This window comes from Pseudonocardia alaniniphila (assembly GCF_022524485.1).
GTDB lineage: Bacteria > Actinomycetota > Actinomycetes > Mycobacteriales > Pseudonocardiaceae > Pseudonocardia > Pseudonocardia alaniniphila.
Genome location: NZ_JAKXMK010000041.1, coordinates 18,161 through 42,152, shown reverse-complemented (window position 1 = coordinate 42,152; position 23,992 = coordinate 18,161). Strand labels below are relative to the sequence as shown.

Sequence of the window (23,992 nt, the reverse complement as noted above, 5' to 3'; positions counted from 1 at the left end):
CATCTTCGCGGCGCCGTCGTTTTTCCTGATGACGAACCACGCGGGACCATGAAAGAGGACGCAGGATGCGCGACGAGCCCACGGTCATCTGCTCACCGGCGGTGTTCGAACTGATCGCCCCGGACGCCCCTGTGGTGCCCGTCAACGTCGATCTGACGTACAGCAGCCGGGACCCCTACGCGGTGCAGGCGTCGTTCCGGACCGGCAACGGTACGGCCGTTGACTGGGTATTCGCCAGGGATCTGCTGCACGACGGCTTGATCGGCCCGGCGGGCACCGGTGACGTCAGGGTGCAGCCCATGCCACTCGAGCCCCACAAGGTGCAGCTGGAGCTGTCATCGCCGTCCGGGCACGCGGTCTTCACCACGTGCGCGCAGACGCTCGGCGACTTCCTGCACCGCACCTACGTCGCCGTGCCGGCCGACACCGAGTACTCCTGGCTCGACTTCGACGTGGCGCTGTCGGATCTGCTGAACGACCCTGCGCGGGACTAAACTCGCAGGTCGGAGGTCCTCGGCGCAGAACATGGGGGGTGGTTTGAAGCCCCTCTAGCGGCTGCGCTAAGGTTCTCCCATCAACAACGCAGCGGACACGCTGCACATGCGGACGTAGCGCAGCTGGTAGCGCATCACCTTGCCAAGGTGAGGGTCGCGGGTTCGAATCCCGTCGTCCGCTCGGAGGAACCTCGGGTCCCGTCAGACCTCCACGGATCGAACTCCACGGAAGCTCCGCGGATTTCGGCGGAGTGGCCGAGTGGCTTAGGCAAGGGCCTGCAAAGCCCTGTACGCGGGTTCGATTCCCGCCTCCGCCTCGGGCGATTAGCTCAGTGGGAGAGCGCTTCCTTGACACGGAAGAGGTCACTGGTTCAATCCCAGTATCGCCCACCAGGTTGAGGCCCCGTCCGCAACGAGCGGACGGGGCCCTTTTGCGTTCCCGAGCACCCTGGGGTCATCTCTCTATCAACGGAAGGATGCGTTCCCGGGCAGCAGAGACACGAATCTGCGAGCTCGCGGGACGTCCGCTCCCCCGCCGCCAGGCCCGCAGAAGGACGCCACCCGTCGACTGAACTCGGCCGAACCCCGCAGCAATCGCCGGCACCTGGCAACGTCACGTGTCGGCAAGCCGGAGTCGTGGTCGATCCCGTCGAGTCAGCCCGGCGCTCTACGTCGCACTCAGCGCGTGGGTCCTCTCGGAATGACTGCCGATCAGCGCGCGACCTGCTCCCACACGCATCCCCGCGCTCACCGTTGCCCGGTGAGGGGGTCCGCCACTGCCGGGGCGGGCGGCGCCCATGCCGGGCTGCGGCCCATGAACGCCACAAGTCCGTCGCCCGGCGGGGCCCCGGGCAGCACACGAACCGGTGCGCCGAACAGGCCTGGGCGCGTCCCGGGCGGGACCAGGGCCGGCACGAGCTCCAGGAGGTCCACCGCAATCACGGCGGGCACCGGCCGAGTGCAGCCACACGCCCGAGCGACGTCCCAGCCGTGCACCGCAACCTCGATCGCACCCAGAGCCGTGGCGAGTTCGGCCGTCGACCTCGGGTTCTCGCTCGTGCCAACGGCACGCGATGCACGACGGGGTAGCCGGGCGAGCAGGAGGCAGACGGCCTCGGTGAACGCGGGGACCGGATCGTCCGGGTCCGCGGTGGCGCGGCTGGTGCGAGCGCCGGAGAGGACGGTGACCGAGTCGGTCAGGTGCGCCACCAGGGCGCGGACGTCCCAACCCGGGCAGGGTGTCGGGTCGTCCAACCGGCCGGGCACGAGCCTGCCCACCACGTCGAGGGCGTAGGCGAGCGAACCCTGGAGGTGGAATGTGAAGGGGGTACTCACGACGCCTTGCGCAGAGTCGGCGGCAACCCGAAGGCGGCGAACAGCTCCGGGTCGAGGAACGCGAAGATTCCTGAGACCCCGCCGACGCCAGGCGTCAGGACGTGCAGTGCGTGGGCTCGTAGGACGCCGTCACCGTCGGGGTGGTAGGCCGCGAGTGCAGGCTGCCCGTTCGCGCCGGTCGGGACCATGGCCACACCGCCCACCCCGGCGAAGCCACGCGACGCGAGAAAACGGGTCACCGGTTCCCGCCCGGAGAACCACACACGCAGCGGCGGCATCTCCAGACGGACGTCAGCACGGAGCAGCCGCGTGAGCGCGTCGACGTCCGCCTGTTCGAAGGCCGCTGCATACCGGTCCAGTAACTCACGGCGCTCCTGGTCGGCCGGTTCAACTGTGCCGTCCTCGGTGAGCCCCACCTCGGTCAGGCGGGCGCGAGCGCGTTGCAGGGCGCTGTTGACCGCGGCGGGCGTCGTGTCCAGCAACTGTGCGACCTCGGCGGCCGGGAACTGCACGACGTCTCGCAGGATCAGGACGGCCCGCTGCCGTGCCGGCAGCTCCTGCAGCGCCGCGACCAGGGCCAGGCGCACGCTCTGCTTACCCGCGAACGCCGCCTCCGGTGAGCCCGGCGTCCACCAGGCGTCCGGGAACGGCTCTATCCAACCGAGCGGGCTGTCACCGTTGTCGAGGGGCACGTCCGGATCGGCCGAGCCGGCACCCAGGCCGGACGGCAGCGCGCGTCGCGCTCGATTCTCCAGCGCGCGCAGGCAGATGCTCGTCGCGATGCGATAGAGCCAGGTGCGCAGCGAGGCCCGGCCCTCGAACGTCTCGTAGGAGCGCCATCCCTGGAGGTATGTCTCCTGGACGAGGTCCTCCGCGTCGTGCATCGAACCAAGCATCCGGTAGCAGTGCGCCATGAGTTCGGAGCGGAACGGAGCCGCCTGCTCCATGAAGTCCTCCTGGACCGGCACAGTTCCCCCTCGGGTTCGGACAGAGGTGGGCGACGGGCCTTCGCCCACCTCTGCGGCGATCACCACACAGGTAGAGATACGTCGGACCGCCCGAACTCATCGGTCACCCGGCGGAGCGCGACTTGGTGCCGTCGCCGACACCCCGCACGGACGGTGTGGATCGGGCGGGCCGATGAATCCGGTCGGGCCGCCGTATCTGTATGGCTGCGGACGCCGAGCCGCGCCGGAACCGTCGAACTATCCGAAACCGGGAGGTGCACGTCTGTGACCGAAGAGAAGAGGACCGGGCTGCTCAAAGTGGTCCTGCGAGCGTGGAGTGTGGGCTCGATCCTGATATTCGGCACCATTTTTACGGGGTATGCGATCCAGACACCCGGCTTCAGGCCCGGGGCCGAGCTGCACTGGCTCGTATGGGACGACCTACCAGGACACGTCGGCTTGATGCTGTCGGGGATCTATCTCGTGTGGGCCGTCTACACGCTGGTGGCCGCGCGTCGACCGGCGGCGTATTCGTCGTTCCTCGACTTCACCATGTGGGTCAACCTCGCCCACGGGCTGATCATGATCCCGGGGGCGTTCGAGGAGCACTATCACAGCAAGTTTCTGACGGACATCCCATGGGTCCTGCTGCTGTCCGCCGCGATCTACGTCCTGCGGCCCCGGGTGAGCGGCACGGACGCGGACGCGGCGTCGTACACCGGAACCGGACGTTCGCAGGTGGCCCGATGACGGACCACGCAGCCGACCTCGGCAGTCCTGGCACCGTGGAGGGCCTGACCGGGACCACCGCTCTCGTGACCGGCGCGAGCCGAGGGTTCGGTCGCGCAATCGCGACCGCGCTCTGCGGAGTGGGCGCACACGTCATCGGCGTCGCCCGCGACCAGGCCCGGCTCGACGACCTGTGCGACGAACTGGGCGACACCTTCACCCCGGTCGTCGCAGAGGTCACCGACCCCGATGTCGCAGCCCGGCTCATCGGCGAGCACCGCCCGCGAACACTGGTGCTCAATGCGGGTGCAACCCCCCTGCTGCTGCCGCTGCACCACCAGACCTGGGAGTCCTTCGGCCGCAACTGGGAGGTCGACGTCCAGCAGGTGTTCCATTGGGTACGCGAAGCCTTGCTCCGCCCGCTTGTTCCCGGCAGCACCGTCATCGCGATGTCGAGCGGGGCCGCGATCAACGGTTCGCCCCTGAGCGGTGGATATGCGGGAGCCAAGGCCACCGTCAGGTTCATGACGTCGTATGCCGCCGCCGAGTCGAAGCGGGAAGGGCTGGGGATCACGTTCGCCTCGGTCCTCCCGAAACTCACGCCGGCCACCCGGCTGGGCGCAAGTGGGGTGGCCGCGTATGCGGAGCGCCAGGGCGTCGACCTCGACTCCTTCCTGGACGCCTTCGGTCCCGCACTCACCGAGGAGCAGGTAGGCACCGCCATCGTCGATCTGGCAGCCGGCCGGCAGGTACACCAGGACGCATACCTGCTCACCCCCGCGGGACTCGCACCGCTGGGCTGAGCCCGAGAGCAATGAGCGTTGACACGGAAGGGGCCGGTGTGGGGTAGGCGCGCCGCTAACGCACGCGCCTCCCCGAGCGAAGTACGTCTCTGCACTGTTCCCGGCGCTCGGTGGGAAACCAGTTCCGCTCACGGCGGTTGGGATCCCAACGCCCTCAGGCGTGTCGTCCCTGCTCACGAGGGGTAGCAGGGACGCTGACGACAGTGCGGCTGCGGCCTCGCCGAGCGCCTCCAACGAGGCCACGGGCTCACGACAAACCCCGGTGACACGCACGTTGACTACAGCGATGAAGGCTACCGGCCAGAAATCGTCGCCAGAATCGACACCGGTACCAAGATCCGTGTTCGCGTTCCTGCACTCGATCAATGCGCGCCAGCCCGACGGCGAACCCGAGAAGCGGTATGACGGCGAGGTTCGCGACGAGCACGAGTACCACGAGAAGGGTGCCGGATGACCGAGCGACCCGGCAGTCCAGGGGCCGCTCCGCGGCGTGGCACGCACCTCGACGACAGGGGATCTATCAACTCGGGCGGCGTGCGACGCGCTGTTGCGAGATCCAGTTGAGTCCCCATGTCGCGAGAGGTAGGACGATGATCGTCCCGATGAGCGCGCTCAGAACGCCACCCCAGTCGAAGATGTCACGATCACCGATGCCGAGGACCACGGTGAAGATGAAGTAGCCAACGACGGCTCCGATCAAACCGAGCACGATCGAGACGAGCCAGGATGTGGGCCCACTCATTTGCCGGAAGGCATCACCAGGAACGACCACACGGGCCACGACACCGCAGAAAAATCCGAGTAGAAGTGCCCCGATCATGACTACCCCTCGACCACGTCGGACGGTAATCGACAACTGTACAAAACAGACCCCAGCTGATGTCATGAGCATTTTTGACCACGTTGATGACATATCCATGCACACGGCGGTTACCACGATGCAGGAAGTCACCGGCGAAACTTCGTAGCGATATTTACTACGTCCGCACCAATGACAACATCACCACCCTCAGTAATCGAGCCGATACGGTTCCTGTTCTGAGACGACAACCCCGCCGGAGCCTTCCTCACTCCATTCCGATTACCGCGACCGTCGGCACACCCCGCAGAACCGGCCCCGCGTACGCCAGGGTTGGCGAGGAAATCTCAGGCGCCCAGGTCGGCGGCCAGTTCGCCCGCGGTCGCGAGGTCGGTGGTGAGGGCCTCACGGTCAGCCGCCGACAGATCCAGCGCGCCGACCTCGGCGAGCAGGGCGGCCGCCGCTTCGCGATCGCCGGTGCGCAGTCGCAGCTCAGCCAGGTAGACCAGCGCGGGAAGGCGCTGGACGGGCGGGGCGTCAGCGTGGCGGGCGAGGCCGTTCTCCAGCACGCGGATTCCGGCGGACTCGTCACCGCGGGAGTCGGCCTGCCGCGCGGCGGCAGCCACCGCCCGTGCCAGCCGACCCTCTGACACGGCGGGCTCGTCGCCGTCGTCCGCGTGCCTGCTGATCCGAAGCCAGTTCCCCCCGGGATCGACCACAGTGAACCCGGCCGGGGTGCCCTGCCTGCGCCGCGGCCGGGTCATCCGCGGGATCCCGGATACCGGCAACTTCCCGAACGCGGCCCGCAGTCCGGCGGCGAACGCCGAGTGCAGCGCCCCCGTATCCGGGACGAGAATGCACACACTTCCCATCGAGTTGGCGGGATCGAACTCGGGGATGGAGAAGAAATGCAGCTCGATCCCACCGCGGCGGACCACCGCATACGGGCTGGGACGCTCCTGTCGGTAGGTCACGTCGAATCCGAGTGCGGCGTAGAAGGGCAGGACGTCGTCCAGGTCGCGGCAGGGCAGGCCGGGGATGACGAGCTCGGTGCGCATCAAAACACCGTACAGTGTTTGGAGTATCTGTGACAGGAGGTCGCGGGATGGAGTACGCGGGACGCGGCGACGCGGCGCGCACGATGGCGCTGCTGTGGGAGGGAGTGCCCGTCCCCCGGCGCGGACCACGGCAGCGCCTCGACCTGCCCCGGATCGTCGACGCCGCGATCGCGGAGGCCGACCGCGCCGGCCCTGCCGCCCTGTCGATGCGGGCGCTCGCGGAGGTGCTCGGAGTCGGCGCCGCGTCGCTCTACACCTACGTGCCGGGCAAGGCCGAGCTGCTGGAGCTGATGGTCGACCGCGTGGCCGGCAGCCAACCGCTCCCCACCTCGGACGCCGGGTGGAGGGCCGGGCTGCATGACCTCGCCACGTCCGACCTCGCCGCCTTCCGCGCGCATCCCTGGTTGCTGCAGGTGGCGACGTCGAGGACGGTGTTCGGCCCGAACGTCATCACCCGCTACGACGCCGCGCTGGCCCTCCTCGAGGGGCACGGCCTGGCAGCCATCGACGTCGTGCAGTGCGTCGCGGCGGTCGAGTCGTACGCGCGGGGCGCAGCGGCGGCGGTTGTCGAGGCCGAGCAGGCGCCCGTCCAGACCGGGAGCAGCGACGACGAATGGTGGGAGCTCCGCGCCCCGCTCCTGGACGAGCGCATGAACGGGCGCTTCCCGCGGCTCGATGCGCTGGCTGAGGCCGGAGCGTTCGCCGTGTCGGACTCGACACCGCCCTACACGCTGCAACGGGCGCTGGACCGTTTCGCCTTCGGTCTCGACCTCGTTCTCGACTCCATCGCCGATCGGATCGCGACGGCGCGGGCGTGAGACGAGAAGCAGCACGCGCCATGCCAGGGTGCACGAGACACAGGGTCAGCCGACGGCGCACTCCACCGGCTGGGATCGGTCGCCGCCGCTCTGCTGGGCGAGATAGAACTGCAACCGCCCGTCGCTCTCGGCCGCCACACGGCAGGCGACGGGCCAACCATGCACGGAGTAGACGGGAGTGCCGGGAGGAAGGAAGCCGGTGTCGCCGTTCTGCGCCGGCGGCGTCATCCGGCCCGTGCGGTCGTTCAGCTCGCGGAAGGAACAGCGCGACCTCATGACCACCTCACCGAGGCCGGAGCGCTCGACCACCTCGCGATCGGCCAGGTACGTCGTGGTGCCGATGACGATGAAATCCACGTAGTCGACCGTCGCCATTTCGTTCCCCGTCGCGGGCACCGCAGGGCAGCCGTCGGTGGCCACGGGAGCAGCGGACGACGGCGGCGGGGCAGGCGCGGGGCGCGCGACGGGCGGACCGGCCGAGCACGCCGCGGCGGCGAGCAGCGCGAGCACCGTGGGCGCGAAGACACGCCGTGGTGGAAGGCGGCGCCGCTCCGGCGCTCGCACCGATCGGGTGTTCACAGCACCGGCGCCGGCGTGCGGGCCTCGAGCTCGGCGAGCTCCTCGGCACCGAGGCTGAGGTCGGCGGCGACGACGTTCTCCTCCAGATGCGCGAGCCGGACGGTGCCGGGAATCGGCACCACCGGAATCCCCCAGACCTCCGCTCGTTGCTGCACCCAGGCAAGCGCGATCTGACCGGGCCTCGCCCCGTGGCGGTGCGCCACCTGCCGGAGCAGATCGAGCAGGGGTACGGCGACGCCGGGCGGCGGCCCGGCGTCGGCGGATCCGGTGAGCAGGCCCGCCCCCTGCGGGCAGTAGGGCACGACACCGACCCCGAGCTCGGCGCACACCGCCACCACCGCTTCGACGCGCCGGCTCCACAACGACCACTCGGACTGGAGCGCGGCGATCGGATGGACCGCGTGGGCGGCGCGCAGTTCGTCGCCCGTGACCTCGCAGAGCCCGAGGTGGCGGACCTTGCCCGCTGCGACCAGCTCCCCCATCGCCCCGACGGTGTCCTCGATCGGGACGGCGGGATCACGCTGGTGCAGGTAGTAGAGGTCGATGACGTCGATGCCGAGCCGGCGCAGGCTCGCCTCGCACGCCGCACGCACGTAGCCAGGGTCGCCACGGAAGTACATCTCGCCGTCGGGGTGGCGGAGGGCGCCGAACTTGGTGCCCAGGACGACTTCCTCCCGTCTGGACCGCACGACCCGTCCGACGAGCTCCTCGTTGCGCCCGTCGCTGTAGAGGTCGGCGGTGTCGAGGAACGTCACGCCGAGGTCCAGCGCCCGGTTGAGGACGGCCGGGGCCTCGCGCTCGCGGGAAGGAACCATCCGCATGCAGCCGAGCCCCTGAACCGGGACCGTCAGCCCCGGGGCCAGCACCGTTGTTCGCACTGCGCCATCGTGCCCGTTCTCCCCGACAAAAAGGACACGGAAGGGCTCCGGCTGGACACGCCTCAGTTGAGCGGGGCGGCGATCGCCCTCCGGTGCAGGTCGAGCAGCCGGGCCGGGAGCGCCGCCGGATCCAGGTGGCCGGCCCGCAACCAGGTGACCAACTCGTCGACGTCAGCACCCGTCCGAAGCGGACCGATGCGGAGGGCGGGGCCGGTCGGCCGCCGATCCGGGTCGCAGGCCTGCACGAGCACCATCGGCGCCCGCGCCCGCACCCCACAGGCGGTCCCACCGAAGAGGCATCCGGTGGTGACGAGCACGCCGTGCCGGCTCGTCCGCACCGCGCCGCGTAGCGCGTCGATCAGCTTGCCCGCCACTGTGCCCTCGTCGCCGGCCCCACAGGCCGACGTCGTGCACAGCACCACGGTGAACCCCGCCCCGGACGCACTCCGCATCCCCGCACCCCCTCGGAAACAAAATGACAATCGTTGTCGTTACGGTGACTGTAGCAATCAGGAGACGACCGAGGGAGATCACGATGCGCCCCCACATCCACCCCGCCTACGGACCCGTCGTCTACCAGGACAGGGCCACGGGTGAGGCCTTCCTCACCCGCTCCACCGAGACGTCCAGGGAGACGATCGAGTGGACGGACGGCAACACGTACCCGCTGGTCCGCATGGACATCACGGCCTACTCGCACCCGTTCTGGACGGGCGCGGCGCGCGTGCTCGACTCGGCCGGTGCGGTCGAGAAGTTCCGCCGCCGCTACGGCGAGCGCGGACGGCGATGACGGCTACGGGGTCGGCGCCCGACAGCCGGGCGCGGACCCGTCAGGGCGTCGGCAGGACCTGACGCGGGAGCAGATCGGCGACCACCGTGCCGTTGCGCTCGTCGCGGGCCTTCCACTCCCGCGGATAGCCGAGCGACGCCTCCACGAAGCGCACCCCGTCCTCCCAGGTGACCCGCGGGATGTGCAGGTGCCCGTAGACGACGGTGGTCGCGCGGTATCGGACGTGCCAGTCAGCCGTGCGTTCCGAGCCGCACCAGAGTGCGAACTCCGGGTAGCGCAGCACGCGGGTCGGGAGCCGGGTGAGCGGCCAGTGGTTGACCAGCACGGTCGGGATATCCGGGTCGCACTCCGCGAGACGGCGCTCCGACTCGTCGATCCGAGCGGCGGACCACGCGGCCCGGCTCGGGAACGGGTCGGCGTGGAGCAGGTGCTCGTCGGTGCAGACCACACCCGCCGCGTACGCGGCCTCCAGCCCTTCCTCCGAGGTGGTGGTGCCCTCGGGGAGGAACGAGTAGTCGTACAGCGTGAACAGCGCAGCGATGGTGGCCGGGCCGCCCGCCCCGTCCCAGATCGGGAACGGGTCCTCGGGGGTCAGGACGTCGAGGGCGCGGCACCTCTCGACGAGCAACCGATAGCGCTCATCGCCGCGCAGTCGCACCGGGTCCTTACCCTTGGTCCACAGCTCGTGGTTGCCCGGCACCCAGATCACCCTGGCGAACCGCTCCCGGAGCAGGCCCAATGCCCACTCGACGTCTCCGACCTGCTCGGCGACGTCACCCGCGACGATGAGCCAGTCTCCGTCGGAGGTCGGCTGCAGACCCTCGACGATGCTGCGGTTCTCCGGGTAGTGGATGTGCAGGTCGCTGACGGCGAGCAGCCGGGGGATCGTCACAGACTCAGTCGTACCGGACGCGAGGCACGTCCGCGCGCCGCCCCTCGCTGATCCCAGGGGCACAGCCCTGTCGGCCCGGAGCGGTAACGTCGGACGAAAGCGACGGGGGGTCGAATATGTCCGTGATCACGGGCGCACGTCAGAGGGTTCGCTGGGGGCTTCGGCACGCGCTGATCCGGCGCACACTCGAGCGGAGGATGCGCGAGGGCGACGTGAGCGCCCGGCTCATGTTCGACGCCGATGTGGTCGCCGACCCGTTCCCGTTCTACGACGTCCTGCGCGAGCAGGGCCGGCTGGTCGACAACAGCATCGTCCTCAACACCGCGCACCACGACCTCGCCACGGCCGTGCTGCGCAGCCCCGACTTCGGCGTGGTCGGCGGACCGAGCGGCCGCGCCCCCGTCGCGTTGCGGATCGCAGAGCGCATGGCGGGCCCCGGACCGGTCGGGCCGGTCGAACCCCCGTCGATGCTCGCGGTCGACCCGCCCGACCACACGCGCTACCGCAAGCTCGTCACCAGGGCGTTCAGCGCCCGCGCGGTGGCCGCTCTGCGCAGCCGCACCGAGGAGGTGGCCACCGAGCTGCTCGATCAGATGGCGGCGAAGGGACGCACAGCCGACCTCGTCGACGACTACGCGAGCCTGCTCCCGGCCACCGTGATCGCCGAGATGCTCGGCGCGCCCGTCGAGATGCGCCGGCAGTTCCTGGAGTGGGGCGCGGGTGGCGCGATGTCGCTCGACGCGGGGCTCTCCTACCGCGACTTCCGGCTCTCCGAGCGCCACCTCGACGCCCTGCAGAACTGGATGCTGAGCCACTTCGAGCACATCCGCCGCAACCCCGGCGACAACATCTTCTCCGCACTCGTGCACGCCCACAGCGAGGAGGGGCGGCTCACCGAGACGGAGCTCACCAGCATCGCCGGGCTACTCCTCGCCGCAGGGTTCGAGACCACGGTCAACCTCATCGGCAACGGCGCGGCGGCCCTCACCGCCCACCCCGACCAGCTCGCCCTGCTCCGTGCCGAACCCGGGCGCTGGAGCAACGCCGTCGAGGAGATCCTGCGCTACGACTCCCCCGTGCAGCGCACCGCCCGGATCTCCGGGCGGGACGTCGAGGTCGCCGGCGAGCAGGTGCAGGCCGGTCGGATCATCGTGATGATGGTCGGTGGCGCCAACCGCGACCCGGCGGTCTTCACCGATCCCCACCGCTTCGACGTCACGCGGGAGAACGCGGACGCCCACCTCGCCTTCTCCAGCGGCATCCACTACTGCCTCGGCGCTGCGCTCGCGAAGATGGAGGGCGAGGTGGGCCTGCGCGCGCTGTTCGACCGCTTCCCCGACCTCGCACTCGACGGTCCGCCGCGCCGCCGCCCCACCCGCGTGCTGCGTGGCTTCGACGCGATGCCCGTGCGGCTCACCGCCGCCACCGTCGACGCCTGACCCACCCGCCGCCGAACCACCCCGGCGCGGCGAGCCGGAACGGCACCGCGCACACCGGATGGCCACGACGCACACGTCATGCGGTGGGCACGGTGGCCACGAGGTGCGTGCGGTGATGGACGTCAGCCGCCGAGGGCGGCCAGCGCCGCCTCGGCCTGGCGCTGGATCGCAGCGAGCCGGGCCACCCCGACCTCGGCCTCGTCGGTGGCGCCCATGACGCCCCCGGCGTAGCGGCTGTACACGCCCGCCCCGATGCACGCCCATCGCCAGCGCGCGAAGGCCACGTAGAAGTCCAGGTGGGACACGTCACGGCCGGAGCGCTCGGCGTAGCGGTCCACCAGCTCCGCACGGTCGGCGTAGCCCTCCACCAGGCTCGGCCCGGCGATCGTGGCCGGCACCTCGTCGCCGGGACGGCCCCAGGACGCGATCAGCCAGCCGAGGTCGGCCAGCGGATCACCGAGCGTCGCGAGCTCCCAGTCGAACACCGCACGCACCCGCCCGTCCGGGCCCACCGCGAGGTTGCCCAGCCGGAAGTCACCGTGCGCGATCCGCACGTCGGCCGCGGGGAGCGCCGCGGCCTGCTCGACGAGCCGGGCGTGCACAGCGTCCACGGTGGACAGATCCGGTACCGAGGACTCGTGCACCTGCCGGTGCCACCGGCGCAGCTGCCGCTCCAGATAGCTGCCGGAGCGGCGCAGATCACCCAGGCCGACGCCGTCGGGATCCACGGCGTGCAGCGCAGCCATGACGTCGACGGCGTCGAGGCCCGCTGTGCGTCGGGGCGCCCCGGGCTCGAGCCGGTGCCCGGAGGCCTCGTCGCCGAGCACCTCGCCGTCGACGAACTCCATCAGATAGAACTCGGCACCGATGACGCCGGTGTCGGCGCAGAACGCGACCGGTGGCGCCACCGGCACCGGGGTCGGCGCCACCGCCGTGATGAAGCGCCACTCGCGGTTCATGTCGTGTGCGGTCGCGAGCACCATGCCGGTGGGCGGGCGGCGCAGGGCCCAGCGGCGACCGGTGGCGTCGGTGATGCGGTAGGTGAGATTGGAGTGCCCCCCGGAGATCCGCTCGATGTCGACGGGTTCGTTCCCCACCTTCATCTGGGGTACTTCGGCGCGGAGCCACTCGGTCAGCGGACCGGCGGGCACCGCATCGATCTCCGGTGATCGGCTCATGCCGCCATCCAATCCCCTCACCCCCCACTCCTCGCAAGCCCATCCCGCTGGGTCAGGTGGGGAGGGGGAGGACCAGGGTTCGCAGGAGGCGGTCCAGCTCGGCTTCCGGGTCGGCGGTGATTCCGGTGTGCACGGGACCTGCCTGCACGATCGTGCTGCGCGGAGCGGTCAGGCGGCGGAACCGGCGGCCGCGGTCCTCCTCCCCCGCGGGCCCGGCGTAGCGGGCGGCCTCCGTGCCTCCGTCATCGCACACCGCCACGACGGCGTCGAGGGCGCGGGCGATCACAGCGCTGTCGGCGTCGGGGTCGAGTGCGCACAGACGCCGGCTGTCGAGGTGCACTCGCGCCCCCAGATAGTCGAGGGGACGGCAGTACAGCAGTACGCCGGCGTTGATCGCCTCGCCGCGCTCGATTCTCGGTACCACCCGGAGCAGGGCGTACTCGAAGGCGTGCCGGCTCATGCCCGGGGCTCTTTCTGCGCGACGCGGAACGGGGGCTTCGGTCCCCGTGTGGGCGGCGGCTCGGTGCGCCCGTCCGCGCGGGCGGCGGCCGCCGCCTTCACCCCCGGAAGCCATGCCTCGCGTGCGTCACGACGGGCGAGCACCTGCGCGACGATCGCCGCGCGGACGTCGTCGGGGCCGGCGAAACCCGGCTCGTCGGCGAGCCATCGGTCGGGCACGGCATCGACCGCGCCTTGGAGCAACTCGGGCGTGATCCGCGGGGCGAGCGCGGCGTCGGCCGCGTCGAGATCGGGGGTGCAACCGAGGAGCACGTGGTCGGTGGCGTCGAACGGCCTGCGCACCCAGCCCTGCGCAGCGGACCAGGCGTGCTGGAACGTGAGCGTGGCGCCGTGGTCGATCAGGTACGGCGCACCGTGCCAGAAGAGCATGTTGGCGTTGCGCCACGAGCGGTCGACGTTGCCGACGAGCGCGTCGAACCACAGCACCCGGCCCGCGAGGTCGGGACCGACGGGGAACGCCCTGGGGTCGAGGTCGAGGGCGCCGGGCAGAAAGTCGATGCCGAGGTTGAGTCCCGGGCTCGCCCGCAGCAACTCCTGCACCTCCTGATCGGGCTCGGAGGCTCCCAGCGCCGGGTCGAGCTCAACGGTCACGAGCTCCGCAACGGGCAGGCCCAGCCCGCGCGCCAGCTCCCCGGACACGATCTCCGCGACGAGGACCTTGCTGCCCTGTCCGGCGCCGTAGAACTTGACGACGTAGGTGCCGAGGTCGTCGGCCTCCATGAGACCCGGCAGCGATCCGCCCTCGCGCAGCGGCGTGACGTAGCGGATCGCCGTGACATGGCGCAGCATCCACACTCCCTGCTCGACGGGACAGTGACCGGGCGTCGCGCCCGCTCCGGGCCGGTCGCGCAACGGGCTCATCCTCGCACCGAGGCATGCGCACATTTCCGGCCCCGTCACACGGACTTGACGACCTCGCTTACGGTCATCGCACCACGATGAGAGGCGGGCGCATGACCGACGCGCAACCCATCGCCGCGAAGAGCCCGGTCGACGAGGTGCCGCCCACGGGGCGCCTTCTGGTGCTCGGCGTGCAGCACGTCCTCGTGATGTACGCGGGGTGCGTCGCCGTACCGCTGATCGTCGGCACGGCGCTGCAACTGGACACCCGCACGATCGGGCTGCTGGTGAACGCCGATCTCGTGGTCGCGGGGATCATCACACTGATCCAGACCCTCGGGATCGGGAAGATTCTCGGTGTGCGACTGCCGGTCGTGACCGGCGCCACGTTCACCGCGGTCACCCCGATGATCCTGATCGGACAGAACTTCGGCCTGCCCGGGGTCTACGGATCGATGATCGTCTCGGGGATCTTCGGGCTGCTGATCGCGGTGCCGTTCTCGAAGATCATCCGCTTCTTCCCGCCCGTCGTGACCGGCAGCGTCATCACGATCATCGGACTCTCGCTGATCTCGGCGGCGGCGGGGCTGATCGCCGGCAACGACCCGACCGCCCCCGATTACGGCAACCTCTCCGGGCTGGCGCTCGCCGGGGGGATCGTGCTGGTCATCATCCTCATCACGCGGTTCGTGCGGGGGTTCATCAGCCAGATCGCGGTGCTCACCGGGCTCGTCATCGGGGCGCTGGTAGCGATCCCGATGGGCCTCACGGACTTCTCCGGCGTCGCCGAAACACCCTGGTTCGGGGTCTCCGCGCCGTTTCTCTTCGGGGCACCGGAGTTCCCGATCGCCGGCGTGATCTCCATGTGCGTGGTGATGCTGGTGATCTTCGCCGAGTCCACCGCCGACATGCTCGCGATCAGCGAGACCACAGGTGAGCGGCTGTCACCCGGGCGGATCGCGCGCGGGCTGGCCGCCGACGGGTTCTCCGGCGTGCTCGGGGGCGTGCTCAACTCGTTCCCGGACACGATCTTCGCGCAGAACGTCGGCCTGGTGCAGCTCACCGGCGTGCGGAGCCGGTTCGTCCCGGCCGTGGCGGGCGCGATCCTGCTGCTTCTGGGCCTCGTGCCCAAGTTCGGCGAGGTGGTGGCCTCGCTGCCCGGCCCCGTGGTCGGGGGCGCCGGGCTGATCATGTTCGCCACCGTCACCGCCGTCGGCATCCGCACACTGCACAAGGTGCGGTTCGAGGGCACCAACAATCTCATGATCGTGGCCGTCTCGATCGGCGTCGGGATGCTCCCCGTGGTGGCGCCGTCGTTCTACGCGAAGGTGCCGGGCGCCTTCGAGATCATCGTCGGTTCCTCGATCACCTCGTGCGTGATCGTGGCCTTCCTGCTGAACCTGCTGTTCAACCACCTGTCGTGGCGACGGCCTGCCGCCGACCCGGTGGACGTCGGGTCGGCGGCCGCCATCCGGCACGCGGCGGAGCCGCGCTCTGACGCGTGATCCCCGCGGCCGGGGACGGCGAGGTCAGGCTTCCGACCTGCCCCTGACCGGAGTGCTGCGCCAGATCGAGGACTCCGTGTGCGCCGCAGCACGCCGGGTGGGCGGCTGCATGTCACGCCGGTGCTGCTGCTGCCGCATGCGCACCATGTGGTCGATGCTGTAGCGGCCGGGCCCCGTGGCGGCGATGGCGATCAGCCCGGCGGCGATGACACCGACGAGTTCCCACCCACCGTTGGCGACGAAGATGCCGTTGGGGATGTGGACGAAGACACCGGCCCCGACCATGATCACGAGCATCAACGCGCACACCACCGGTGTGAGCGCTCCAGCGATGAGCATGACGCTGCCTGCGAACTCCACCACCGTCACGAACGACGCGGAGATGATCGCGAGCGGGATGCTCAGGCTTTCGAATCCCTCGGTCGTGCGGCCGATTCCGTTGATGATCAACTTTTGATACCCGTGGGCGAACATGACGACGCCGATGAGGACGCGCGCCAGCAGGAGTGCCCAGTCGCGCGCGGGCGGGGAGAGGGCTCGGTTCATCAGGGTCCTCCGAAGCACTGGGTGATCAACCTGACTCGGTGCGTAACGACAGTCAACCCCACGTATGCAGATGATCACGCAAGGTCACACACTGGGCTCGGCGGCCGTACCACCATCGGCGATGAGCAGTAGTCGCACCGGTTCGATCGCGCATTTGTTCGACGGTCGACCGGTTGCCGCGTCCGATCCGCCGTTCGCCTGGACCCTTGCCGCCGATCGGCCGCCGCCGCAGTGACGGTGAGTCTCGACGGCCACGTTCGCCGCAGCAGGAGTACCTGCCGCCGCGCGATCGGCTACGGAGAGTTTGACGGCCGTCCCTGTACTCATCGGCCTCCGTGGGGTGCACGCGCTGACAGCTGTCGCCGGGCCCTACTACCGTGCGAACGAGGAACGGCACGAGGAGGACTGAGCCATGGAGGGACCGCTCACCCTGGCGATCGACGTCGGAGGCTCGGGGCTCAAGGCCTCGTTGCTGTCCCCGAAGGGCGAGATGCTCTCCGATCGTCAGCGCCGTGAGACGCCGTATCCGTGCACGCCACCGGTCCTGCTCGACGAGCTCGCCGAGCTGGCCGCCACCCAGCCCACCTACGACCGCGTGTCCGTCGGCTTTCCCGGCGCGATTCGCCGGGGCAGGGTTCGCGAGGTGCCCGCGTTCTCCCGACGCGGGCCCGGTCAGGACCCGGATCCGGAGCTGGTGGAGCAGTGGACCGGCTTCGAGCTCGAGACCGCCCTCGAGAAGCGCTTCGGCAAGCCGACACGGGTCGCCAACGATGCCGACGTGCAGGGCAGCGCCGCCATCAGTGGTCAGGGCATGGAGCTCGTGATCACCCTCGGCACCGGCGTCGGCTGCGCAGTCTTCTTCGACGGCATGCTGCTGCCGCACATGGAGCTGTCGCACGGTCGCTTCGGTGACGGCCTGTCCATCGAGGTGGCCTGCGGCGACAACCACCGGCACAAGGTCGGCAAGGACCACTGGCGCAAGCTCGTGATGAACGCTCTCGACGCACTCGAGGCGATGGTGCTGCCCGACCACACCTACATCGGCGGCGGCAACGCCAAGCGGCTCGACGAGGACAAGATCGGGCCGAACCGCACACTGGTGCCGAACATCTCGGGCCTGCTCGGCGGCATCGCCTTGTGGGACCACACCCTCGGTGCCCAGGAGAGTGTCCCCACACCCGCCAAGACCTGATTGGCGGCAGGATGACAGACGTGCCTGCAACCGACATCACGACAACCGCCGAGTGGTCCGCGCTGGCCGAGCACCACAAGGCCGTGGCCGGCCTGCACCTGCGTGAGCTGTTCGACACCGACTCCGATCGCGCGAACGCGATGACGACGACCGGTGCCGACCTCGTCCTCGACTACTCCAAGAACCGCATCACTCGCGACACCCTGCCGCTGCTGGCCGCGCTCGCACGCGCGGCCGGGCTGCCCGAGCGCATCGAGGCGATGTTCTCGGGCGAGCACATCAACACCAGCGAGAACCGGGCGGTGCTACACACGGCGCTGCGCCTGCCGCGGGACGCCTCCCTGGTGGTGGACGGCCAGGACGTGGTGGCCGACGTGCACACGGTGCTGGACCGGATGGGCGCCTTCTCCGACGCGATCCGCACCGGGAAGTGGACGGGCCACACCGGCGAGCGGATCCGCGCGGTCGTCAACATCGGCATCGGCGGATCCGACCTCGGTCCGGTCATGGCCTACGAGGCGCTCAAGGCCTACGCCGACCGTGACCTGACGATGCGCTTCGTCTCCAACATCGACCCGAACGACATCTCCGAGGCCACACGCGACCTCGACCCCGCCACCACGCTGTTCATCATCTCTTCCAAGACCTTCACCACGCTGGAGACGCTGACCAACGCGCACGTCGCGCGGAAGTGGCTGCTGGACGGGCTGGGCGGCGACGAGTCGGCCGTGGCCAAGCACTTCGTGGCGGTCTCGACGAACGCGAAGGAGGTGAGCGCCTTCGGCATCGACGAAGAGAACATGTTCGGCTTCTGGGACTGGGTCGGCGGGCGCTACTCCCTCGACTCCGCGATCGGGCTCTCGCTCATGGTCGCCATCGGCAAGGAGCAGTTCGACGAGTTCCTCGCCGGCATGCACGCGATCGACGAGCATTTCCGCACGTCCCCGCTCGAGCAGAACCTGCCGGCCATCGCCGGGCTGCTCAACGTCTGGTACACGAACTTCTTCGGCGCCCAGACCCACGCCGTCCTGCCCTACAGCCAGTACCTGCACCGGCTGCCCGCCTACCTCCAGCAGCTCACGATGGAGAGCAACGGCAAGTCGGTGCGTGGCGACGGCTCGCCCGTCACCACCGTCACCGGCGAGATCTTCTGGGGTGAGCCGGGCACCAACGGGCAGCACGCCTTCTACCAGCTGCTGCACCAGGGCAGGCGGCTCGTGCCCGCCGACTTCATCGGGTTCGCCGAGCCGATCCACGTGGTGCCGGTGCCCGACGGCGGCGCGAACGGCGACATGCACGACCTCTTCATGTCGAACCTGTTCGCCCAGACCTCGGCGCTGGCGTTCGGCAAGACCGCACAGGAGATCGCGGCCGAGGGCACCCCGGCGGAGACCGTGCCCCACAAGGTGATGCCGGGAAACCGGCCGTCGTCCACGATCATGGCGCGCAAGCTCACCCCGTCGGTGCTCGGGCAGCTCATCGCGTTCTACGAGCACATGACGTTCGTCGAGGGCACGATCTGGGGCATCGACTCGTTCGACCAGTGGGGTGTGGAGCTGGGCAAGGTGCTGGCCCGCCAGCTCGGCCCGGTGCTCACCGAGCCGCAGGCCGACACCAGCGGGCTCGACAGCTCCACCGCGGCGGGGATCCGCCGCTACAGGGAGTGGCGCCACCGCTCCGTGTGAGCCCCTCGGCCCACAGTCCGACCTGGTCATCGGGCCGGGCGGAAACGACGCGGGCAGTATGGAGCGATGACTGACGTGCAGGAGGAGGACGGCGGCCCGGTCGACGGTGCCGCGGCCGACACGGTCGCGGACGCCGGCGACGCGCACCGGGCCACCGTTCCGGCCCCCACTGATCCGGCCGGCGGTTCCCCCGGTGCCGCGAGCGTGGTCCCGCCCGGCCGGCCGTTGCGGATCGACGACGCAGCCGGCTACGCGCCCGCCGGCGCCGGACTCGACGACGCAGCACCCGCCGGTCTTCGCGAGCGGGTGCTCGTCCCCGCACCACAGCCGGGAACCGGTGCACTCGTCACGTCGTTGCTGGCGTTCGCGGCCGCAGCCGGCCTGTACGCCGCGTTCACCGGTGGCGGACCAGCGCTGGCGGATTCGGCGCTGCTGAGCGAGTCGATCGAGGTCCGCTCCGGTGGTCTCACCCAGCTGGCCGTGTTCGTCACGAACATCGGGAACACCACGTCGATGGCCGTCCTGGCCGTCGTCGTCGCGGGCTGGTGCTGGTACCGGGGGCGCCGCGCGGACGCCGTGCTCGCCGTCGTCGCCATGGCCGGGTCCGCAGCCCTGTTCAACGTGTTGAAGGACCTGTTCGGCCGCCCGCGGCCGCCGATTGCGGACCGGCTGGTCCAGGCAGGCAACGAGTCGCTTCCCTCCGGGCACGCGACGATGTCGATCGTGGTGATCGGCACCATCGTCGTTCTCGCGTGGGCGAGTAGCTCCGTCATCACACGTGCGGTGCTGGTGGTGGCCGCCGTCGTGTGGGTGGGTGCGGTCGGGGCCACCCGGGTCTATCTGGGCGTGCACTGGTTCAGCGACGTGGTGGCGGGCTGGCTCGTCGGCGCGGCCTGGCTCGCGCTGTGCGCGGCGGTGTGGAACTACGTGCAGAGCCGGTCGGGGCGTACGAACGGCACTCCGGTCCGATAGTCCGCGCGAACCCGCCGTTCGTACGAGCCGGGCGCCCGCACTGCGTCAGGACTGTTCCGCCGAGCACCACCACGTCGTACGTCCCCCGACCGTGCCGTGCGCCATCGGTGCGCCGCAACGCGGGCACGACGCGTCGGCGTGCCGGAACGGGTTCACCTCACCCGTGTGCGCACCGCCGTTCGCGATCGCCGTGGCGATCGCCCGCTGCATCGCCGCGTACAGCCGGTCGAGGGTGCCGCCGTCCAGATCCCCGGCAGGTGCCGACGGCGACACGGCGGCCTGCCACAGGATCTCGTCGGCGAGCAGGTTGCCCACGCCGGCGAGCACCGACTGGTCGAGGAGCCGCGCCTTGACCGGCGCGCGCCCACGCCCGACGCGTCTGCGGAACTCCTCGCGCGTGATCGTCTCGGCGTCGGGGCCGAGCAGCGAGATGTCGGGGTCCAGCCGGACGCGCCCGAGGCGGCGCTTGTCGAACAACCGCAGTTGCCCGCCGTCGGTGAACGTCATCGTGAAGCGGTCCCACTCGGCCTTGCGCGGGGTGCGGTCGGGACGCACCGGCTCTCCGCCACCACGCTCGCCGTCGGGGCCCGTGACGATGATGCGCCCACCCATCCCGAGGTGGACGCCGAGCGGCGGACCGGCCTCGCCGTCCGGGCCGACGGTGTCGAGCCACATCGTCTTGCCGCGGCGGTGCGCCGCCACGAGCCGGCCCCCGACGAGCGCCCGTGCGATGTCGCCGGGACGATGCGGGCGGCTGACCCATTCGTCGCTGTCGTCGACGGCCTGGATCTCCCGTTCCAGGGCGCCTTCGAGGGCCTGACGCGCACTCTCCACCTCGGGCAGCTCCGGCACTCCCCCAGTCTGACGGCGGTGCGGAACACTCGCGCACCTCGTCGTGTTGGCCCGCTCATGGGCCGATCACGGGTGCGGGCACCGGAGCTCACCGGACGCCGCTGGTTGAACACGGGTGGTGAGCCGCTCTCCCTCGCGACACTGCGCGGCAAGATCGTCTTGCTCGACTTCTGGACATTTTGTTGCGTCAACTGCTTGCACGTGATCGACGAGCTGCGGGAGCTGGAAGAGCGGTTCGCCGACGTGCTGGTGACGATCGGTGTGCACTCCCCGAAGTTCGTGCACGAGGCCGACCCGGAGGCCGTCGAGGCCGCGGTGGAGCGCTACGGCGTGCATCACCCGGTGCTCGACGATCCGGAGCTCACCACGTGGGACGCCTACGCCGCGCGGGCCTGGCCGACCCTGGCCGTCATCGACCCGACCGGGTACGTCGTGGCACAGATGTCGGGTGAAGGGCACGCGAACGGGCTGACGGTGCTGATCGAGGAGCTGGTGGCCGAGCACGAGGCCGCCGGCACGCTGCACCGCGGCGACGGGCCGTACGTGGCGCCACCGGAGCCGACCACGGCGCTGCGTTTCCCCGGGAAGGCGATCCGGCTGCCCGGCGGCACGCTCCTCGTGTCCGACACCGCGCATCACCAGCTCGTCGAGCTGGACGCCGACCTCGTCACCGAGCGGCGGCGCATCGGCACCGGCGAACGCGGCCTGGCCGACGGGGACGAGCCCCGGTTCGCCGAACCGCTCGGTCTCGTGCTGCTGCCCGACGCGGTGGCCGCCGCCACCGGCTACGACATCGTGGTCGCCGACAGCGCCAACCACGCCCTGCGCGGGGTGCGGCTCGACGACGGCCACGTGACGACGGTGGCCGGAACGGGCGCCCAGCTGCGCGAGCGGGTGGATGTCGGCGCGTCGGCGGCCGAGCTGTCGACGCCGTGGGATCTCGCCTGGTGGGCGGACCGGGTCGTCGTCGCTATGGCGGGCAACCACCAGCTGTGGTCGTTCGATCCCGTTTCCTGCGCGGTCACTGTGCTCGCCGGCACGACCAACGAGGGCCTGCGCGACGGGCCGCCGGACGAGGCGTTCTTCGCGCAGCCGTCCGGGCTCGCGGTCGCCCCGGACGGGACGCTCTGGGTGGCGGACGCCGAGACGTCCGCGCTGCGTGCGGTGGTCGACCGGCCCTCGGTCGGAGCGGCGGTGACGACGGCCGTCGGACTGGGTCTGTTCGACTTCGGGTTCCGGGACGGGCCGGCCGACACCGGCGACGAACCCGCGCTGTTGCAGCATCCGCTCGGCGTCGCTGTGCTCCCCGACGGGTCGGTGGCGATCGCCGACACCTACAACGGCGCGATCCGCCGGTACGACCCGGGCACGCGCACGGTCGGCACGCTGGCGCGGGATTTGCAGGAGCCGAGCGACCTCCTCGTCGACGGCGACGCGCTGGTGGTCGTGGAGTCCGCGGCGCACCGGCTCGTACGAGTGCCGGTGCCGGCGAGCTCCCGGGTGGACCGGGGCGCACACCGCGTGCGCCGGGCCCGCACCGACCTCGCGCCCGGCGGACTGTCACTGCGGATCGACTTCATGCCGCCCACCGGGCAGCATCTCGACACGCGCTTCGGCGACCCGACGTCGTTGACCGTCACGGCCTCGCCGCCGGAATTGCTCATGGCCGGCGCCGGCACGGCCACAGGGCTGGCGCGAGAGGTGCGGTTCGCTCCCGGCGGGCCGGTCGAGGGCGTGCTGCAGATCAGCGTGGCGGCCGCAGCCTGCGACGACGGCGACGGGGTGTTCGCAGCGTGCCACCGCTACCAACAGGACTGGGGCATCCCCGTGCGTCTCGTGGACGGCGCGCCGGACGAGCTCGTCCTGGACCTGCGCGCGGTGCGGGAGTAGCGCGGGCTCGCCACCGAACGGACCACGAGGCTGCTCGCCGCGCAGCCGCCGACCCGGACGTCCAGGTAGCACTAAGAGCACTTGCAGCGCCGCCCCTGAATACATGTTGCGTAACTAGCCTGGGGACCGTGCAGATTCGGGAGTTCTCCGGTGAGGAGTTCGAAGACGTCGCCAGGGAGATCTACACACCCGTGACCGCCCGGACGGGTCCCGGCTTTCACGGGCGGTCGGTGGTTCAGGAGCTGGGCGAGACCGTGACGCTCTGTCGGTCGCGTTTCCGAGGGCAGATACGCGCGGTCCCGATCGGCCGGATGGCGCGAGAGCGCCGGTCGATGACCTGATGCACTTCTGCGTGCCACAGGTGGTCGGCCACGGCCACGTCCGCCAGCGCGACCGCCTCGCCGAGATGGCGGCCGGTTCGGGCATTCTGATCGAGACACGGAGCCACTACGAGCGGGTTTCGTCCACCGAGCAGAGCCTGAATCTGCGTTTCCCACGCGGGCTGCTCCCGCTGGGCACCGCCGAGCTCACCGAGGCCTGTGCGCGCAACGTGGACGCCGCAGCCCCGGCTATGCAGATGCTGTCCACCTACCTCGACCGGCTGTTCGACGCGGCCGACGACCTCACCGGCCGGCAGCGGCTGGACGCCGGGCGCGCCGCGATCGACCTGCTCGCCATGGCGCTGCGGGACACCACGCCCTCCGTACCGGGTGGGGACGGCCCCGCGCAGGTGCTGCTCGACATGATGCGGACGCACGTTCGCACGCACCTGGCCGACCCGCAGCTGCGAGTCGCGGAGCTGGCGCGCCGGCACCACATATCGGTGCGCTATGCGTACAACCTGTTCGAACGAATCGGGACGACGCCCGGCGCCTACATTCGCGAGCAGCGGCTACTCACGGCACAGGCGATGCTGTCCGACCCGAGATATCACCGCCTCACGGTGTCGAGCATCGCGGGTACCGTCGGGTTCCTCGACCTCAGTACGTTCGAACGGGCGTTCCGGCGACAGTACGGGATGACGCCGGCAGGCTGGCGGCGTGAGCACCGTTGTTCCAGATCACTGCCGTGGCCGTGCTACAGAAAACGAACACAGCCCCACAGTATCGACCAGCCCCACCGAGATCAGTCTGAGTAATAGCGGAGGGAGCGTCTAGCCCCCGGATAGCTCGACCCGAATTCTGATGGCATGCCAGTACCGAGAGTGCGCGGAAATCAGGCCCCTCCGGCGCGCCACAGGCTTACATGGCCA

26 protein-coding genes and 3 tRNA genes are annotated in these 23,992 nt (G+C 70.3%); 16 read left to right on the top strand and 13 right to left on the bottom strand.

Going from position 1 to position 23,992, the window contains the following annotated elements; genetic code table 11:
* Positions 1-65 precede the first annotated feature (65 nt).
* The 4 genes from MMF94_RS36665 to MMF94_RS36650 all read left to right on the top strand — a co-directional run bounded on the left by MMF94_RS36665 (position 66) and on the right by MMF94_RS36650 (position 887).
* On the top strand, positions 66-494 hold the full coding sequence (locus tag MMF94_RS36665) for an SsgA family sporulation/cell division regulator (RefSeq protein ID WP_241042071.1): 429 nt from the start codon (positions 66-68) through the stop codon (positions 492-494).
* Positions 495-602: 108 nt separating this feature from the next.
* Positions 603-675, top strand: a tRNA-Gly gene (locus MMF94_RS36660).
* 64 nt (positions 676-739) lie between these two features.
* Positions 740-811, top strand: a tRNA-Cys gene (locus MMF94_RS36655).
* Position 812: 1 nt separating this feature from the next.
* A tRNA-Val gene (locus MMF94_RS36650) sits at positions 813-887 on the top strand.
* 354 nt (positions 888-1,241) lie between these two features.
* On the opposite strand, the gene MMF94_RS36645 is transcribed toward MMF94_RS36650, so the two are convergent.
* A complete protein-coding gene (locus tag MMF94_RS36645; RefSeq protein ID WP_241042070.1) occupies positions 1,242-1,829 on the bottom strand; it encodes a TIGR03086 family metal-binding protein in 588 nt (195 codons plus the stop codon).
* Positions 1,826-2,797, bottom strand: coding sequence for a sigma-70 family RNA polymerase sigma factor (locus MMF94_RS36640; RefSeq protein WP_277398906.1), 972 nt, complete (start codon positions 2,795-2,797; stop codon positions 1,826-1,828). Before MMF94_RS36640 ends, MMF94_RS36645 begins: the two co-directional genes overlap by 4 nt.
* A 264-nt stretch (positions 2,798-3,061) precedes the next feature.
* Here MMF94_RS36640 and MMF94_RS36635 point away from each other — a divergent pair, with 264 nt between their 5' ends.
* On the top strand, positions 3,062-3,526 hold the full coding sequence (locus MMF94_RS36635) for a DUF6632 domain-containing protein (RefSeq protein ID WP_241042068.1): 465 nt from the start codon (positions 3,062-3,064) through the stop codon (positions 3,524-3,526).
* Positions 3,523-4,308 (top strand): SDR family oxidoreductase, encoded by a 786-nt coding sequence (locus tag MMF94_RS36630; protein WP_241042067.1) that lies wholly within the window; start codon positions 3,523-3,525, stop codon positions 4,306-4,308. Before MMF94_RS36635 ends, MMF94_RS36630 begins: the two co-directional genes overlap by 4 nt.
* A gap of 520 nt (positions 4,309-4,828) precedes the next feature.
* On the opposite strand, the gene MMF94_RS36625 is transcribed toward MMF94_RS36630, so the two are convergent.
* Both MMF94_RS36625 and MMF94_RS36620 read right to left on the bottom strand, forming a co-directional pair.
* Positions 4,829-5,050 (bottom strand): GlsB/YeaQ/YmgE family stress response membrane protein, encoded by a 222-nt coding sequence (locus tag MMF94_RS36625; protein WP_241042066.1) that lies wholly within the window; start codon positions 5,048-5,050, stop codon positions 4,829-4,831.
* Positions 5,051-5,454: 404 nt separating this feature from the next.
* Entirely contained in the window at positions 5,455-6,165 is a 711-nt protein-coding gene (locus tag MMF94_RS36620; protein ID WP_241042065.1) for a bleomycin resistance protein, read from the bottom strand.
* A 47-nt stretch (positions 6,166-6,212) separates the two neighbouring features.
* Here MMF94_RS36620 and MMF94_RS36615 point away from each other — a divergent pair, with 47 nt between their 5' ends.
* Complete coding sequence (locus MMF94_RS36615) at positions 6,213-6,983, top strand: TetR/AcrR family transcriptional regulator (protein WP_241042064.1); 771 nt, start codon at positions 6,213-6,215, stop codon at positions 6,981-6,983.
* 45 nt (positions 6,984-7,028) lie between these two features.
* Here the strand turns inward: MMF94_RS36615 and MMF94_RS36610 are convergent, their stop codons facing one another.
* The 3 genes from MMF94_RS36610 to MMF94_RS36600 all read right to left on the bottom strand — a co-directional run bounded on the left by MMF94_RS36610 (position 7,029) and on the right by MMF94_RS36600 (position 8,892).
* On the bottom strand, positions 7,029-7,547 hold the full coding sequence (locus MMF94_RS36610) for a hypothetical protein (protein ID WP_241042063.1): 519 nt from the start codon (positions 7,545-7,547) through the stop codon (positions 7,029-7,031).
* An 11-nt stretch (positions 7,548-7,558) separates the two neighbouring features.
* Complete coding sequence (locus tag MMF94_RS36605; RefSeq protein WP_338104409.1) at positions 7,559-8,440, bottom strand: aldo/keto reductase; 882 nt, start codon at positions 8,438-8,440, stop codon at positions 7,559-7,561.
* Between the two features lie 62 nt (positions 8,441-8,502).
* Positions 8,503-8,892 (bottom strand): hypothetical protein, encoded by a 390-nt coding sequence (locus MMF94_RS36600; RefSeq protein WP_241042062.1) that lies wholly within the window; start codon positions 8,890-8,892, stop codon positions 8,503-8,505.
* Between the two features lie 83 nt (positions 8,893-8,975).
* On the opposite strand from MMF94_RS36600, the gene MMF94_RS36595 reads away from it, so the two are divergent.
* Positions 8,976-9,230, top strand: coding sequence for a type B 50S ribosomal protein L31 (locus tag MMF94_RS36595; RefSeq protein ID WP_241042061.1), 255 nt, complete (start codon positions 8,976-8,978; stop codon positions 9,228-9,230).
* A gap of 40 nt (positions 9,231-9,270) precedes the next feature.
* On the opposite strand, the gene MMF94_RS36590 is transcribed toward MMF94_RS36595, so the two are convergent.
* The gene (locus tag MMF94_RS36590) at positions 9,271-10,122 is read right to left on the bottom strand and encodes a metallophosphoesterase family protein (protein WP_241042060.1); all 852 of its coding nucleotides are present in this window, start codon (positions 10,120-10,122) and stop codon (positions 9,271-9,273) included.
* Positions 10,123-10,319: 197 nt separating this feature from the next.
* On the opposite strand from MMF94_RS36590, the gene MMF94_RS36585 reads away from it, so the two are divergent.
* Positions 10,320-11,561 (top strand): cytochrome P450, encoded by a 1,242-nt coding sequence (locus tag MMF94_RS36585; protein ID WP_241042059.1) that lies wholly within the window; start codon positions 10,320-10,322, stop codon positions 11,559-11,561.
* Between the two features lie 122 nt (positions 11,562-11,683).
* On the opposite strand, the gene MMF94_RS36580 is transcribed toward MMF94_RS36585, so the two are convergent.
* From MMF94_RS36580 to MMF94_RS36570, 3 genes are read right to left on the bottom strand one after another with little or no spacing between them, the layout of a single operon-like run.
* Positions 11,684-12,739: a phosphotransferase family protein gene (locus MMF94_RS36580; RefSeq protein ID WP_241042058.1), complete on the bottom strand. Its 1,056-nt coding sequence runs from the start codon at positions 12,737-12,739 to the stop codon at positions 11,684-11,686.
* Positions 12,740-12,791: 52 nt separating this feature from the next.
* Complete coding sequence (locus tag MMF94_RS36575; RefSeq protein ID WP_241042057.1) at positions 12,792-13,199, bottom strand: DUF3037 domain-containing protein; 408 nt, start codon at positions 13,197-13,199, stop codon at positions 12,792-12,794.
* Positions 13,196-14,047: a HipA family kinase gene (locus MMF94_RS36570; protein ID WP_241042056.1), complete on the bottom strand. Its 852-nt coding sequence runs from the start codon at positions 14,045-14,047 to the stop codon at positions 13,196-13,198. Before MMF94_RS36570 ends, MMF94_RS36575 begins: the two co-directional genes overlap by 4 nt.
* Before the next feature lie 164 nt (positions 14,048-14,211).
* On the opposite strand from MMF94_RS36570, the gene MMF94_RS36565 reads away from it, so the two are divergent.
* Positions 14,212-15,603, top strand: a complete 1,392-nt coding sequence (locus MMF94_RS36565; protein ID WP_241042055.1) for a nucleobase:cation symporter-2 family protein — start codon at positions 14,212-14,214, stop codon at positions 15,601-15,603.
* 24 nt (positions 15,604-15,627) lie between these two features.
* On the opposite strand, the gene MMF94_RS36560 is transcribed toward MMF94_RS36565, so the two are convergent.
* Positions 15,628-16,149 carry a DoxX family protein gene (locus tag MMF94_RS36560; RefSeq protein WP_241042054.1) on the bottom strand — a complete coding sequence of 174 codons (522 nt, stop codon included), beginning with the start codon at positions 16,147-16,149 and terminating at the stop codon, positions 15,628-15,630.
* A gap of 412 nt (positions 16,150-16,561) precedes the next feature.
* Here MMF94_RS36560 and MMF94_RS36555 point away from each other — a divergent pair, with 412 nt between their 5' ends.
* The 3 genes from MMF94_RS36555 to MMF94_RS36545 all read left to right on the top strand — a co-directional run bounded on the left by MMF94_RS36555 (position 16,562) and on the right by MMF94_RS36545 (position 19,998).
* On the top strand, positions 16,562-17,341 hold the full coding sequence (locus MMF94_RS36555) for an ROK family protein (protein WP_241042053.1): 780 nt from the start codon (positions 16,562-16,564) through the stop codon (positions 17,339-17,341).
* A gap of 11 nt (positions 17,342-17,352) precedes the next feature.
* On the top strand, positions 17,353-19,026 hold the full coding sequence (gene pgi, locus MMF94_RS36550; protein ID WP_379660525.1) for a glucose-6-phosphate isomerase: 1,674 nt from the start codon (positions 17,353-17,355) through the stop codon (positions 19,024-19,026).
* Between the two features lie 66 nt (positions 19,027-19,092).
* Positions 19,093-19,998: a phosphatase PAP2 family protein gene (locus tag MMF94_RS36545; RefSeq protein WP_241042051.1), complete on the top strand. Its 906-nt coding sequence runs from the start codon at positions 19,093-19,095 to the stop codon at positions 19,996-19,998.
* Between the two features lie 45 nt (positions 19,999-20,043).
* On the opposite strand, the gene MMF94_RS36540 is transcribed toward MMF94_RS36545, so the two are convergent.
* Positions 20,044-20,850 carry an Fpg/Nei family DNA glycosylase gene (locus MMF94_RS36540; RefSeq protein ID WP_241042050.1) on the bottom strand — a complete coding sequence of 269 codons (807 nt, stop codon included), beginning with the start codon at positions 20,848-20,850 and terminating at the stop codon, positions 20,044-20,046.
* Positions 20,851-20,907: 57 nt separating this feature from the next.
* Between MMF94_RS36540 and MMF94_RS36535 the strand changes: the two genes are divergently transcribed.
* The 3 genes from MMF94_RS36535 (at position 20,908) to MMF94_RS36525 (ending at position 23,878) form a co-directional block, all read left to right on the top strand.
* The gene (locus tag MMF94_RS36535; protein ID WP_338104408.1) at positions 20,908-22,740 is read left to right on the top strand and encodes an NHL domain-containing thioredoxin family protein; all 1,833 of its coding nucleotides are present in this window, start codon (positions 20,908-20,910) and stop codon (positions 22,738-22,740) included.
* Positions 22,741-22,868: 128 nt separating this feature from the next.
* The gene (locus tag MMF94_RS36530) at positions 22,869-23,081 is read left to right on the top strand and encodes a hypothetical protein (RefSeq protein ID WP_241042048.1); all 213 of its coding nucleotides are present in this window, start codon (positions 22,869-22,871) and stop codon (positions 23,079-23,081) included.
* Between the two features lie 11 nt (positions 23,082-23,092).
* The gene (locus MMF94_RS36525) at positions 23,093-23,878 is read left to right on the top strand and encodes a helix-turn-helix domain-containing protein (RefSeq protein ID WP_241042047.1); all 786 of its coding nucleotides are present in this window, start codon (positions 23,093-23,095) and stop codon (positions 23,876-23,878) included.
* Positions 23,879-23,992: the final 114 nt, after the last annotated feature.

Excerpts from the sequence above, each read along its gene's own strand:
- MMF94_RS36535 (WP_338104408.1), top strand. The coding sequence starts at position 20,908 with ATGGGCCGATCACGGGTGCGGGCACCGGAGCTCACCGGACGCCGCTGG.
- MMF94_RS36600 (WP_241042062.1), bottom strand. The coding sequence starts at position 8,892 with ATGCGGAGTGCGTCCGGGGCGGGGTTCACCGTGGTGCTGTGCACGACG.
- MMF94_RS36615 (WP_241042064.1), top strand. The coding sequence starts at position 6,213 with ATGGAGTACGCGGGACGCGGCGACGCGGCGCGCACGATGGCGCTGCTG.
- MMF94_RS36545 (WP_241042051.1), top strand. The coding sequence starts at position 19,093 with ATGACTGACGTGCAGGAGGAGGACGGCGGCCCGGTCGACGGTGCCGCG.
- MMF94_RS36620 (WP_241042065.1), bottom strand. The coding sequence starts at position 6,165 with ATGCGCACCGAGCTCGTCATCCCCGGCCTGCCCTGCCGCGACCTGGAC.
- MMF94_RS36575 (WP_241042057.1), bottom strand. The coding sequence starts at position 13,199 with ATGAGCCGGCACGCCTTCGAGTACGCCCTGCTCCGGGTGGTACCGAGA.
- MMF94_RS36565 (WP_241042055.1), top strand. The coding sequence starts at position 14,212 with ATGACCGACGCGCAACCCATCGCCGCGAAGAGCCCGGTCGACGAGGTG.
- MMF94_RS36665 (WP_241042071.1), top strand. The coding sequence starts at position 66 with ATGCGCGACGAGCCCACGGTCATCTGCTCACCGGCGGTGTTCGAACTG.
- MMF94_RS36580 (WP_241042058.1), bottom strand. The coding sequence starts at position 12,739 with ATGAGCCGATCACCGGAGATCGATGCGGTGCCCGCCGGTCCGCTGACC.
- MMF94_RS36595 (WP_241042061.1), top strand. The coding sequence starts at position 8,976 with ATGCGCCCCCACATCCACCCCGCCTACGGACCCGTCGTCTACCAGGAC.
- MMF94_RS36630 (WP_241042067.1), top strand. The coding sequence starts at position 3,523 with ATGACGGACCACGCAGCCGACCTCGGCAGTCCTGGCACCGTGGAGGGC.
- MMF94_RS36585 (WP_241042059.1), top strand. The coding sequence starts at position 10,320 with ATGCGCGAGGGCGACGTGAGCGCCCGGCTCATGTTCGACGCCGATGTG.
- MMF94_RS36555 (WP_241042053.1), top strand. The coding sequence starts at position 16,562 with ATGGAGGGACCGCTCACCCTGGCGATCGACGTCGGAGGCTCGGGGCTC.
- pgi (WP_379660525.1), top strand. The coding sequence starts at position 17,353 with ATGACAGACGTGCCTGCAACCGACATCACGACAACCGCCGAGTGGTCC.
- MMF94_RS36560 (WP_241042054.1), bottom strand. The coding sequence starts at position 16,149 with ATGAACCGAGCCCTCTCCCCGCCCGCGCGCGACTGGGCACTCCTGCTG.
- MMF94_RS36625 (WP_241042066.1), bottom strand. The coding sequence starts at position 5,050 with ATGAGTGGGCCCACATCCTGGCTCGTCTCGATCGTGCTCGGTTTGATC.
- MMF94_RS36570 (WP_241042056.1), bottom strand. The coding sequence starts at position 14,047 with ATGCTGCGCCATGTCACGGCGATCCGCTACGTCACGCCGCTGCGCGAG.